The organism is Undibacterium sp. Tian12W (genome assembly GCF_049339405.1).
Lineage (GTDB): Bacteria > Pseudomonadota > Gammaproteobacteria > Burkholderiales > Burkholderiaceae_D > Undibacterium.
Map to the genome: position 1 here is coordinate 455,196 of NZ_JBMPPK010000002.1, position 11,750 is coordinate 466,945.

Sequence of the window (11,750 nt, forward strand, 5' to 3'; positions counted from 1 at the left end):
CTAAGACTTTCATACAATTCAGCAAAGCCGCACGTGATAAACTTTTGAGGATTTCAACTTATATTCACCCATTATGAACGTCGTCATTCTTGCTGCAGGCATGGGCAAACGCATGCAGTCTTCCCTGCCCAAGGTTTTACATGCGCTGGCAGGCAAGCCTTTACTGAACCATGTGATCACCACGGCGCGGCAACTGCAGGCCAGCACTATCTGCGTGATCTATGGCCATGGTGGTGAACAAGTACCAACAACCGTTGCCGCGGAAGATTTGCGCTTTGCACTACAAGAGCCGCAACTGGGTACAGGCCACGCCGTCGCCCAGGCTTTGCCTGTGCTGAATATCAATCAACCCACGCTGGTCTTGTACGGCGATGTGCCACTGACAACGCAAGCCAGCCTGACACGCCTGATTGCGGTTGCGGGTAAAGACAAGCTCGGTATATTGACGGTGGACATGGCAGACCCCACTGGTCTTGGCCGCATCGTCAGGGAAGATGGCATCATCAAACGCATCGTCGAACAAAAAGATGCGAATGAGGCTGAGCGTCAGATCACAGAAACCAATACCGGCATCATGTCCATACCAACTGCTCACCTGCAAAAATGGCTGGGCAATTTATCCAACAAGAATGCACAGGGCGAATATTATCTGACCGACATCGTCGCCCAGGCAGTGGCCGATGGCGTGGAAGTTGTCTCGGCCCAGCCCGATGCTGTCTGGGAAACCCTGGGTGTCAACAGCAAGGTACAACTGGCCGAGCTCGAACGCACGCATCAAAAAAATATCGCTCTCAAATTACTGGAACAAGGTGTGGGCTTGTACGACCCGGCGCGCATCGACGTACGCGGCAGCCTGCAATGCGGGCGTGATGTATCGATTGATGTAGGCTGCGTCTTTATCGGTGACGTGCAACTCGGAGATGGCGTCACGATAGGCCCGAACTGCGTCATCAATAATGCGCGCATTGCGGCAGGCAGTGTGATCAAGGCCTTTTGTCACATTGAAGATGCCATCGTCGGTGCCAAATCACAGATAGGCCCTTATGCAAGATTACGCCCGGGTACAGAGCTGGCAGAGGATGTGCACATCGGTAATTTTGTTGAAATAAAAAATAGCCAGATCGCCGCACACAGCAAGGCCAATCACCTGGCTTATATTGGTGACGCCACTATAGGCAGCCGCGTCAATATTGGTGCCGGCACGATCACCTGCAATTATGACGGTGTGAACAAATCGCGTACCATCATCGAGGACGATGCCTTTATCGGCAGTGATACACAACTGGTGGCACCAGTGCGGGTAGGCAGGGGCGCGACTTTGGGCGCAGGTACCACACTGACCAAGGATGCACCGGAAGGCAAGCTCACCGTCTCACGCGCAAAACAAATCACGATAGATGGCTGGCAACGGCCAGTCAAAATCAAGAAGTAAACATTCATGGTGTAGCGGTCAGCTGTGTCAATTATCTCGGCTGGCCGCTACACAGTAATACACATCAAAAATCAGGACAATGTTTGCAATAACTGCGCAGCTTTCTGGGCTTGCGGCGCATTGTTTTTGACTATTTCGTTCAAGTATTTTTTTGCTTCATCTGCATGGTTTTTCTCTGCTGCCAAAGTCGCCGCACGCATCCACACCGCACCACGGAAATTTATATCAGTCTGGGCAAACTGCAGGGCATCAATAATATCTTTCAGCAATTGCTCACCCTTGTCGTGGCGGTTCATTATTTTTGGTACGGCCAGATAAGTGCTGGCAGCGACAAAACGTACTTCCAGTGCCACAGGCACGCTGCCATGCATGGCGGGGCTATTGTCAGCCAGTTGCAAAGCCTGTTCTACCATCGCCGTGCCATCTTCCAGTGCCGTAGTTTTTTCACCTTTGGCGAATTTGTCGAGTGAAGACTTGGCAGTTGCTGCACCGGCATAAGACATCAGCAAAGGATTGCCTGGTTCTTGTTTCAGCAAATTGTTGAAGGTGTTTGCTGCTTGTAAATTCTCTGTTCTGCTGGCATCTATTTCAGCCTGGGCGAGTGAGTTGATGTAATCCTGATTCAACCATGCAGTAACAGTATTGGCGACATATTGTTCCTGGCTGATGGTCGGTGTACTGACCAGTTGTTTGACGGCAGTTTTGAATTCAGTTTCCGAGAAAGCCATGGCATTGCTGGCCGTCAGGGTGGCGATGCCGGCGGTAAGCAAAAGAGTTTTGATGGTAGTTGTAGTAAAGAGGTTTTTCATGATGGACTCCAGTAAGTTATTCAGTAAGTTAATAAGCTGTGTGCTTGTTTGTTGTTCGGTACGGCAATGTCAGATTAAGGGCTGGTCGCGCAAGTCACCACCGGTATGAGATCAGTGGCAGGAATCTGGTGTGAAGCCTGAAAAAACTGGCGTGAAATGAGTTCTGGCAAAACAGAAAATTTCTGCCTATGGTGTATGAGAGTTGCGAAGAGTGCACCGGGAGGCAATTTCACAACAGTATGATGCCGGTTTGATAAGTGAACCGGGCTTAGAAAGGCAACTGAAAGCTTGTACTCCTTAGCATGTGACCTGACTACATGACACGCATGTTGTCTGCACAACAAAAAATCTACAGGAGATCACCGATGAAGAAGTTACTCGGCGCAGCCACGCTGGCCTGCATGGCAACAGCAGCGCATGCCCAAACCAGCGTCACCATTTATGGCCTCATTGATGCCAACATTACTTACAACAATAATGCAGATGCCAATAAAGGCAGCCAGTTCAAACTCAATAGCGGGGGCATGAATACCTCTCGTTTTGGCCTGCGTGGCAGTGAAGACCTGGGCGGCGGTTTGAAAGCCATCATGCAACTCGAAGGCGGTATCCTGCTCGACACCGGTGCTTCTGATGGTGACATCTTTGGCCGTCAGGCCAATGTCGGCCTGCAAGGTGATTTTGGCCGCATCGTTGCAGGCCGCTCTTACAGCACTACCTATGATTTCATTTTGCCATTTGACCCTATGGGTTATGCGCCGCAATATTCCTGGGCAACATCTGCTGGTGCCACTGGCAACCGCAAAGACGGCATGCTGACCACCATTTCCAATCTGGTTAAATATCAGTATGACGGTAAAGGTTACAAACTTGGTGCGACCTATGGCTTTGGTGAAGTGGCAGGCAATACTTCAGGCAATGCCAAATACATTGTTGCTGCCAGCGCATTCGACGGGCCATGGGCTGCCGTTATCACCTATGAGCAAAACAATAGCGCACCGATAGCCAATGGTTCTTACGACCAGGCCAAGGTCTTGCATCTGGCTGGCTCTTACGAACTGGGTGACGTCAAGCTGTTTGCCGGTTACCGCAACTTCAAGAAAACCCTGGCAACAGGTGCAGCAGACCAGCGCAGTGACACACTGTGGCTGGGTGCCAATTATGCGATCGCACCTGCATGGACTTTGACCGGTATCTACTACTATCAAGACATCAAGAATGTCGCGCCAGGCGCAGATGCTGACCCGGGTTTGCTGGTGCTGCGCGCCAGATATGCGCTGTCAAAACGCACTGACATCTATGTCGCCACCGGCTATGCCAAGGCCAGCAATAACAAGCTGACTGGCGTCTCTCGTGATGATGCAGGTTTCGCGACGAATCAGACATCCGCAACTGTTGGTATCCAGCACCGCTTTTAATCGTATCGCGTGATGCTGTAAAAACCAAAAGCCCTGAGCTGTCATACAGTTCAGGGCTTTTGTGTTTCGATGTGGTTGCTTCAATGCGGCCTGACGTCTTTCTTCAAAGCCGCCATTGCCATCTTTTCGACCAGACCAGGTGCGATCAGTTTCAGCCAGCGTCCCAGCTTGCCCTTGAAGCTCATGACGACGTCACGGTCACCACGTTCATAGCCACGTATGATCAGCGATGCACATTCTTCTATCGACATCGCATCATCTTCTTTCAAGCCACTCTTGCCCGCTGCTTCTCCAGCCGCGTTATAACCGTGATAGCGTATCTGGGTCGCCACTACGCCAGGGTAGGCCACAGTCACCCTGACGCCAGCCTCTTTCAGTTCTGAACGCAGGCTCTCAAAAAAACCGCCCATGGCAAACTTGCTCGCGCTGTACGCGGTGCGTCCCGGTACACCGATCAGGCCAGCCAGGGAAGATACCGCGACGATAGTGCCGCGTGATCGTTTGAGATGGGGCAGTGCTGCATGCGTGCACCAGACACTGCCCCAGAAATTGATACGCATGAGCTCCTGGTACCAGCCCAGGTTATCCACTTCTTCGAGCAGGGCCTGGGCAGATTTACCCGCATTATTGATGAGCACATCGATACTGCCAAACTGTTCCACTGCTGCTTCTATCAAGTGACGGCAATTGGCTTCCATGCCGACATCGGTTTTTACTACGTGTGACACAGCACCAAAGGCCTTGCATTCTGCTGCCACTTTCTTGAGTGCTTCTTCATTGCGCGCCGCCAGCACCAATGCCAGGCTGGGGCCATATTTTTTAGCCAGTTGACGCGCGATTTCTGCCCCTATCCCATCTGAACTGCCAGTAATGACAACGACCTTGTGCTTTGCCTTCATAGTTTGTAGCTTTCATCCGTTCGGTCAAGTTTGCGTATCAGGGAAGGCCAGACAAAGGCGCCACCCAAACCACCAGTCTGTACGCGCATGGCCTCTGCCACCCCTTTGACGATAAGCGGGTTCACATGCACCAACTCACCCCCAGCCTGCGCTGCCAGCTGTATCTGGCAAGTTGCTTCAAAGGTATACATCGACAGGAAGGCATCGGCGATCGACTTGCCTGCTGTCAATAAGCCATGATTGCGCAACATCAGGAAGTTAGCCTGTCCCATGTCAGCTTGCAAGCGCGGCTTTTCATCTTCCCTGAATGCAACGCCCTCATAATCATGATAAGCCAGCGAAGCCAGCACAAAAGTCGATTGCTGCGACAGCGGCAGCACCCCACATTTTTGTGCGCTGACAGCAACACCGGCACGTGTATGCGTATGCAAAACACATTGCACATCTTCCCTTGCGGCATGTACTGCACTATGAATGACAAAGCCAGCCGGATTCACCGGAAACGGTGAATCAATCACCTTGTTGCACTGCTGATCGACCTTGACCAGAGAGGACGCCGTGATTTCATCAAACATCAAACCATAGGGGTTGATGAGGAAATGATGCTCAGGCCCAGGTATGCGTGCACTGATATGGGTAAATACCAAGTCGCTCCAGCCATACAATGCGACAAGGCGGTAACAGGCGGCCAGGTCGACGCGTACTTGCCATTCTTCTGCGCTGACTTGATCTTTGACTGAGGGGATATGCATAATGTCTCCGGTGTTGTTTTTTTGTGACTCGGGTTTGTGATTACTTGTCGTTGTTGGCGCTGACAGCAGCTTTATAGATGGTATTGCGCGGCTGGCTGAACAGCTTGGTCAGCATGGGTTCAAATTCCACCAGCGGGAAAGTTTCTGCATGCGCATCAAAAGACGGGTTGTCGTACAGCGCGCAAAATTCTGCCGTGCGTTCAAAATGCGGGTGTGCCCGGAATTGCTCGCGCATATCCCTGTCCATGCCTATGTGGTGGAAAAAATAATTGCCCTGGAATATGCCATGATGTTGCACCATCCACAGGTTCTCCTCACTGACAAAAGGCTTCAAAATGGCAGCCGCAATATCCGGGTGATTGAATGAGCCCAGTGTGTCACCTATGTCATGCAACAAGGCGCAGCACACATATTCATCATCACGGCCATCGCGCAGCGCACGTGTGGCGGTTTGCAGCGAATGGGTGAAGCGATCTATCGGGAAGCCGCCATAATCCCCTTCAAGCAGGCGCAAGTGTTTCATGACGCGGTCTGGCAAAGCCTTGGCAAACTCCTTGAACTCACCGCCGATCAATTGCCAGTCTTGCTGGGTACTGTCCTCCATGCGGACAAATTGCGCACGATGTTGCATTTAGCTACTCCCTGAAGTTTTGCATTCCTGTACCTTACTACGCGTGTTTCACCTTAAACTGTCAAATCTTTTACAATTGACCATATCTGATCACGCGAGCATCCTTTATGGTGTCACAAGCAAATTCAATGGCTATCCTGCTGGCCGACTCCTGGTTCGCCAGCTTGCCGTTAGCAGACCGCAAGACCATGTTAGCCGCATGTGAACATTTGCGCTTGCGGCCCGGTGAAATGTTGTTTCGACAAGGCGATGAACCCCATGGTTTTTATGCTCTGCTCAGTGGCAGCGTCAAGATGTCTACTCTTAGCGCAGAAGGGCGTGAAGCCATTCTTATTTTTCTGGAAGCAGCCACCTGGTTCGGTGAAATCTCTCTGATTGATGACCAGCCGCGTACCCATGATGCCACCGCACTGACCGAGGTCGAGTTGCTGGTGCTTGATCCACAAGTTTTCCGCAGCCTCATGCAGCGCAATTCCTTTGCTGCCGCAATTGCCCGCATGCTGGCAAGACGCATACGCTTGCTGTATGGCATAGTTGAAGATGCCAGCCTGCGCTCAGTACGCGCCAGAGTGGCACGCCGTCTGCTGTTGCTGGCAGAAGTCGCCAGCCGTCAGGAGGATGGACATGCCATCGTGCCAGTAACACAAGAAGCACTGGCCATGATGCTGGGCATGACACGCCAGACTCTGTCGAAAGAATTAAGTTTTTTCAGACAGCATGGTTTGATCAGGCTTGCTTATGGCAAGATAGAAATCCTGTCAGAAAGCAAGCTCGAAGCTTTATGTGACAAAGAGTGACTTTCTTGACTGCAATCTTGCTTGCCGTCAAGCATCATAATGATCTATCGTGTACAGGTTCATGTTCAAGGTGAATCTTGATGAATATGCTGACAAAGTGCCACGCCATGCGTGTTGTCCTGATGTTATTCCTGAGCCATTTTTCCTGGCAGGCTCAGGCGGCTTGTTCACGCGTCATCAATGCACCCGTGGCTCCACTGGGTTTTAGTGTGATTGTCAACGGCGATAGCGTCAGCGGCATTTATCCTGATATTTTTCGTAGCATCTCGTCCAGAGAGACTTGCCAGTTTCATTTTTTAGCCGTACCCCGTGCCCGCCTTGAACTGATGTTTGAGAACGGCCAGGCAGACGTCCTGTTCCCCGCCATCCGCACCGCCAGACGCGATGAGCATGGTATTTTTATTCCCCTCATTTACACACGCGCCACGTTGATTTCCTTGCAGTCTGCGCGGCCCGCCATCCACAGCCAGCAAGAACTGCTGGAGCAAAAAAACCTGAAGGTAGTGATCGTGCGTGGCTATGATTATGGCGAAGCCTATCAGGCCATCCTCACAGAATTACAAAAACAGGGCAGGTTGATTGTCGAGGCTGACACTGTCTCTGCTGCCCGCGTCCTCAAGGCCGGGGTCGCCGATATCTCCATTATGGCACCGTATATTTTTGCCGGTGCAGTGCAGGGCGATGCCAGGGTAGAGGACATGGCTGACAAGCTCAGGTTTGAAGCCCTGCCAGAACTGAACTGGAGCGACAGCGGCATCTACCTGTCCAGAAAAAGCCTGAGCCAGGATGACCGTAACGCCCTACAAGAGATGATGGACCGCGCCACCCGTGCAGGCATGGTGTGGAAAGCTTTTTCACGCTATTACAAACCAGACGTGTTAAAAGAAGGTAATCGCCCACGCTAGGCTAGTCTGGCGGCGCAGGTGTTGAATGTTCAAAATGGCTATAATCAAGAAGAATAGTGATGGGTTCTCAGATGCAGATTGCCGTATTACGCATAATATTGTTTGCTGCCCTGCTGGCATGTGCCCCGCAGATTTTTGCAGCCTGTTCACGCATCATCAATGTGCCGGTCGCCTCGACCGGTCGCAGCGTCATCATCAACGGCGAGCAAATTGATGGCATATACCCAGACCTGTTGCGCAGTCTCATGGAAAAAGAGGCATGTAAATTTGCCCTCGCAGCCGTGCCCAGGGCCAGGATGGAACTGATGTTTGAAACCGGCAGGGCAGACTTGCTTATCCCCGCCAGCCGCACTCCCAAGCGCGATGAACATGGCATCTTCATCCCCATGATCTATAACCGCGCCACCCTGATATCCCTGGAAAGCAATCGCCCCGTCATCAGTTCAGTGCAAGACCTGCTGGATAAAAAAGACCTCAAAGTTGCCCTGGTGCGTGGCTTTGATTATGGTCCTGCCTACCAGGACCTGATCAAAGAGCTGAGCAGGCAAAAGCGCTTGTATTTTGATACCGACCCGCTTTCAGTAGCGCGCTTGCTCAAGGCCGGTATTGCTGACATCACTATCATGGCCCCCTCCATACTTGCAGGTGCCATCATGGACGATGGACGCGTACAAGACATGCTCGACAAGCTGCGTTTCGAGCCTATCCCCGAATTGCCATGGGGGGACAGCGGAGCCTATATATCCAAAAAATCTCTGGGTGCAGAAGACACCGCAGCACTCAAGGACCTACTGGAGCAAGTCGCCAAGTCCGGCATGGTCTGGAAAGGATTTCAGCGGTATTACCCGGCGAATGTCTTGAAAGAAAGCATACGTCCACGCTGAACGGGCTTACCCAAAAACTATAGCGCGATAGCAGTCTCAAACTTGCTGCGCAAGATAGAAAAAAAACTACGCACATTACGCACATTCGCATGCGTCGCAAACAGCTTGTGCGCCAGCGCATGATAAGCCGCCATGTCTGCCACCTGTATCACCAGCACAAAATCCGGCCCCTGCGACACGCGGTAACATTGCTGCACCGCCCCTTCCTGCGCCACCAATTGCTCAAATTGCACCAGCTTCTCAGTCGCCTGATGATCGAGTGTGATTTCGACGATGGCAGTCAGGCCGGCTCCCAGTTTGCTGGCATCCAGCAGCGCCACTTGACGGCTGATGATGCCTTCATCCGTCAGCCGCTTGACGCGGCGCAGGCAGGTCGGCGCAGATGCATGCACCCGCAAGGCCAGCTCATGATTGGTCAGCGAGGCATCTTTTTGCAATTGCTGCAAAATGCGTTTATCCAGTTCGTCCAGCTCATTGATAGTCAGCATATGATTGATAATTCCAAAATTTCTTATGTATTGAAATAATAGTTCAAATTGAAAATTGATGTTCTATAAATTTCAATAATAGATAAATTTTGAAAGAAAATGTCAAGCTAACTGCTTTAGCATGAACACATATTCATTCTTTATCAGAGGTCATTATGTGCGGTATCGTAGGCGCAGTTGCTCAACGCAATATCACCCCCGTCTTGCTGGAAGGCTTGAAGCGGCTTGAATACCGTGGCTATGACTCATGCGGCGTTGCCCTGCATGTCGATGGTCACCTGCAACGCTCACGCAGTACATCCCGCGTGGCAGACCTGCAGGCGCAGATAGACCAGTCCGGCCTCGCTGGCTTTACCGGCATTGCCCACACCCGCTGGGCCACGCATGGTGCACCTTCATCATCCAATGCCCACCCGCATTTCTCGCGTGACCGCATCGCCCTCGTGCACAACGGCATCATAGAAAACCATGAAGAACTGCGCGCAGAACTGACACAGGCTGGTTATGTGTTTGAAAGCCAGACCGACACCGAAGTCATCGCCCATCTCATAGACCACCTCTACAGCGGTGATTTGTTCGAGACCGTGCAAATCGCCATCAAACGCCTGACAGGTGCATTTGCGATTGCCGTCTTCTGCCGCGACGAACCACACCGCGTGGTTGGCGCGCGTCAGGGTTCCCCATTGATCGTCGGCGTCGGCCAAGGTGAAAACTTCCTCGCATCCGACGCCATGGCGCTCGCAGGCACCACCGACCAGATCATCTATCTCGAAGAGGGCGATGTCGTCGATCTGCAACTGCAAAAAGTATGGATAGTCGATAGCGAAGGCAAGTCCGTCCAGCGCGAAGTAAAAACCGTGCACGCCCACAGCGGCGCAGCAGAGCTGGGCCCATACCGCCACTACATGCAAAAAGAAATCTTCGAGCAACCACGTGCGATTGCCGACACGCTCGAAGGCGTCATCAGCATCATGCCCGAACTGTTTGGTGACGGTGCCTACAAAGTCTTCAAGCAAATAGACTCAGTCCTGATACTCGCCTGCGGCACCAGCTATTACGCCGGCCTGACCGCCAAATACTGGATAGAAGCAATAGCAAAAATCCCCGTCAATGTAGAAATCGCCAGCGAATACCGCTACCGCGAAAGTGTGCCCAATCCCAATTCACTCGTCGTCACGATATCGCAAAGTGGTGAGACCGCAGACACCCTGGCCGCGCTGAAACATGCACGCAGCCTGGGCATGCTGCACACCCTCACCGTCTGCAACGTCGCCACCAGCGCCATGGTGCGTGAATGCGCCTTGTCATACATCACCCATGCCGGTGTAGAAGTAGGTGTTGCATCCACCAAGGCTTTCACCACACAACTGGCAGCACTCTTCCTGCTGGCACTGTCACTCGCACAAAGCAAAGGCCGCCTCAGCGGAACTGACGAAGCAGAACACATACGCGCCCTGCGCCACCTGCCCGTCGCCATCAGCGCCGTGCTGGCACTGGAACCACAAATCATCTCCTGGGCAGAAGAATTTGCCCGCAAAGAAAACGCACTCTTTCTCGGCCGTGGCCTGCATTACCCCATCGCCCTCGAAGGCGCATTAAAACTCAAAGAGATTTCCTACATCCACGCCGAAGCCTACCCCGCAGGTGAACTCAAACACGGCCCCCTGGCCCTGGTCACCAAGGAAATGCCGGTAGTGACAGTCGCCCCCAACGACACCCTGATAGAAAAACTCAAATCCAACATGCAGGAAGTCCGCGCCCGCGGTGGCGAACTCTACGTCTTCGCCGACGCCGACTCCCGCATCACCTCCAGCGAAGGCGTACACGTCATCCGCCTGCCAGAACACTACGGCCAACTGTCACCAATACTGCACGTGGTACCACTGCAACTGCTGGCGTATCACACGGCATTGGCGCGGGGTACTGATGTTGATAAGCCAAGGAATTTGGCCAAGAGCGTCACGGTAGAATAGGGCCGGGCTTTGTTTTTTGACTAGAGCAAATAAAGTTGGTCGAAAACTCAGTTGCGACACTCGTCCTAAAAAAGACATGTCGGAAGTAGCCTGCCGATTACAGGCTGAATTTTACGATATTCACAAATAATAAAGTTCTTTAGCAATTTTTAGGTGCCCTGAGAATGTTAAGCTTGAACATCACTCTCAGGACATGTAAAACAATTATCGCTCGCATTCAGGTTACAGCCTTGGAAAAGGCTGTAACGTGCATTGTACTCAATGCAGTACTAGTCTCAATGTCTTCAAGTGATTTAGATATAATTCCGCATGCTTGCGAGAACTCCATGGGCTGGGCCCATAAAGATAACCTTGACCATAGTCGTCGTCACTAAAGGTCTTAATCTGATCAGAGCTTAAATTCGTATGAAAAGACTCGAATTTCTCATAAACGATATGCTCTCTTGTATCCATTCCAACTGGCTTGTAATGGCGATTTACAAGAATTTGTTTGGTTGGCGTCACAAATTCAATGGAATATGGCAACCAAAGCCGCATCTCCCAGTAAACTAATGACCGTAAGCCAACATGAAATCGTGGTAATTTAAGGATTGCGGCCATGTAATCTATAGCAAAATCAACCACGTTCGTCACTGAGCTAAATAAATAAGGTAATCCCCCGGCTCTGCCGGGGGACTCCTCAAGGTTTGACCTATACGGCGGTCGGTTTGAAACTTCTATCTCTACCAAAAGAAGGAGTTTCAAGATGAAAGAGTATCAAAGTTT

Annotated in this window: 11 protein-coding genes; 6 read left to right on the forward strand and 5 right to left on the reverse strand. The window is 51.7% G+C overall.

Translation table 11 applies throughout. The annotated features are described in order from the left end of the window. The first annotated feature begins 73 nt into the window (after positions 1 to 73). Positions 74 to 1,432, forward strand: a complete 1,359-nt coding sequence (gene glmU / locus ACO0LI_RS04055) for a bifunctional UDP-N-acetylglucosamine diphosphorylase/glucosamine-1-phosphate N-acetyltransferase GlmU (RefSeq protein ID WP_423031042.1) — start codon at positions 74 to 76, stop codon at positions 1,430 to 1,432. A gap of 71 nt (positions 1,433 to 1,503) precedes the next feature. On the opposite strand, the gene ACO0LI_RS04060 is transcribed toward glmU, so the two are convergent. Next, complete coding sequence (locus tag ACO0LI_RS04060; protein ID WP_423031044.1) at positions 1,504 to 2,241, reverse strand: hypothetical protein; 738 nt, start codon at positions 2,239 to 2,241, stop codon at positions 1,504 to 1,506. A gap of 365 nt (positions 2,242 to 2,606) precedes the next feature. On the opposite strand from ACO0LI_RS04060, the gene ACO0LI_RS04065 reads away from it, so the two are divergent. Continuing rightward, entirely contained in the window at positions 2,607 to 3,656 is a 1,050-nt protein-coding gene (locus ACO0LI_RS04065) for a porin (RefSeq protein WP_423031046.1), read from the forward strand. Positions 3,657 to 3,736: 80 nt separating this feature from the next. Here the strand turns inward: ACO0LI_RS04065 and ACO0LI_RS04070 are convergent, their stop codons facing one another. From ACO0LI_RS04070 to ACO0LI_RS04080, 3 genes are read right to left on the reverse strand one after another with little or no spacing between them, the layout of a single operon-like run. Beyond that, on the reverse strand, positions 3,737 to 4,555 hold the full coding sequence (locus tag ACO0LI_RS04070; protein ID WP_423031048.1) for an SDR family oxidoreductase: 819 nt from the start codon (positions 4,553 to 4,555) through the stop codon (positions 3,737 to 3,739). Then, positions 4,552 to 5,307, reverse strand: coding sequence for a class II aldolase/adducin family protein (locus ACO0LI_RS04075; RefSeq protein ID WP_423023583.1), 756 nt, complete (start codon positions 5,305 to 5,307; stop codon positions 4,552 to 4,554). The genes ACO0LI_RS04070 and ACO0LI_RS04075 overlap by 4 nt, the downstream gene beginning before the upstream one ends. Before the next feature lie 40 nt (positions 5,308 to 5,347). Then, a complete protein-coding gene (locus tag ACO0LI_RS04080) occupies positions 5,348 to 5,938 on the reverse strand; it encodes an HD domain-containing protein (RefSeq protein WP_423031050.1) in 591 nt (196 codons plus the stop codon). A gap of 128 nt (positions 5,939 to 6,066) precedes the next feature. Between ACO0LI_RS04080 and ACO0LI_RS04085 the strand changes: the two genes are divergently transcribed. The 3 genes from ACO0LI_RS04085 (at position 6,067) to ACO0LI_RS04095 (ending at position 8,524) form a co-directional block, all read left to right on the forward strand. After that, complete coding sequence (locus tag ACO0LI_RS04085) at positions 6,067 to 6,735, forward strand: Crp/Fnr family transcriptional regulator (protein WP_422949163.1); 669 nt, start codon at positions 6,067 to 6,069, stop codon at positions 6,733 to 6,735. Positions 6,736 to 6,815: 80 nt separating this feature from the next. Then, on the forward strand, positions 6,816 to 7,640 hold the full coding sequence (locus tag ACO0LI_RS04090; protein ID WP_422949162.1) for a substrate-binding periplasmic protein: 825 nt from the start codon (positions 6,816 to 6,818) through the stop codon (positions 7,638 to 7,640). 59 nt (positions 7,641 to 7,699) lie between these two features. Further along, a complete protein-coding gene (locus ACO0LI_RS04095; protein WP_422949161.1) occupies positions 7,700 to 8,524 on the forward strand; it encodes a substrate-binding periplasmic protein in 825 nt (274 codons plus the stop codon). A 17-nt stretch (positions 8,525 to 8,541) separates the two neighbouring features. On the opposite strand, the gene ACO0LI_RS04100 is transcribed toward ACO0LI_RS04095, so the two are convergent. After that, positions 8,542 to 9,012, reverse strand: a complete 471-nt coding sequence (locus ACO0LI_RS04100; protein ID WP_422949160.1) for an Lrp/AsnC family transcriptional regulator — start codon at positions 9,010 to 9,012, stop codon at positions 8,542 to 8,544. Between the two features lie 155 nt (positions 9,013 to 9,167). Between ACO0LI_RS04100 and glmS the strand changes: the two genes are divergently transcribed. Continuing rightward, the gene (glmS, locus tag ACO0LI_RS04105; protein WP_422949159.1) at positions 9,168 to 10,985 is read left to right on the forward strand and encodes a glutamine--fructose-6-phosphate transaminase (isomerizing); all 1,818 of its coding nucleotides are present in this window, start codon (positions 9,168 to 9,170) and stop codon (positions 10,983 to 10,985) included. The last annotated feature ends 765 nt before the right edge of the window (positions 10,986 to 11,750 follow it).

Excerpts from the sequence above, each read along its gene's own strand:
- glmU (WP_423031042.1), top strand. The coding sequence starts at position 74 with ATGAACGTCGTCATTCTTGCTGCAGGCATGGGCAAACGCATGCAGTCT.
- ACO0LI_RS04060 (WP_423031044.1), bottom strand. The coding sequence starts at position 2,241 with ATGAAAAACCTCTTTACTACAACTACCATCAAAACTCTTTTGCTTACC.
- ACO0LI_RS04065 (WP_423031046.1), top strand. The coding sequence starts at position 2,607 with ATGAAGAAGTTACTCGGCGCAGCCACGCTGGCCTGCATGGCAACAGCA.
- ACO0LI_RS04070 (WP_423031048.1), bottom strand. The coding sequence starts at position 4,555 with ATGAAGGCAAAGCACAAGGTCGTTGTCATTACTGGCAGTTCAGATGGG.
- ACO0LI_RS04075 (WP_423023583.1), bottom strand. The coding sequence starts at position 5,307 with ATGCATATCCCCTCAGTCAAAGATCAAGTCAGCGCAGAAGAATGGCAA.
- ACO0LI_RS04080 (WP_423031050.1), bottom strand. The coding sequence starts at position 5,938 with ATGCAACATCGTGCGCAATTTGTCCGCATGGAGGACAGTACCCAGCAA.
- ACO0LI_RS04085 (WP_422949163.1), top strand. The coding sequence starts at position 6,067 with ATGGCTATCCTGCTGGCCGACTCCTGGTTCGCCAGCTTGCCGTTAGCA.
- ACO0LI_RS04090 (WP_422949162.1), top strand. The coding sequence starts at position 6,816 with ATGAATATGCTGACAAAGTGCCACGCCATGCGTGTTGTCCTGATGTTA.
- ACO0LI_RS04095 (WP_422949161.1), top strand. The coding sequence starts at position 7,700 with ATGGGTTCTCAGATGCAGATTGCCGTATTACGCATAATATTGTTTGCT.
- ACO0LI_RS04100 (WP_422949160.1), bottom strand. The coding sequence starts at position 9,012 with ATGCTGACTATCAATGAGCTGGACGAACTGGATAAACGCATTTTGCAG.
- glmS (WP_422949159.1), top strand. The coding sequence starts at position 9,168 with ATGTGCGGTATCGTAGGCGCAGTTGCTCAACGCAATATCACCCCCGTC.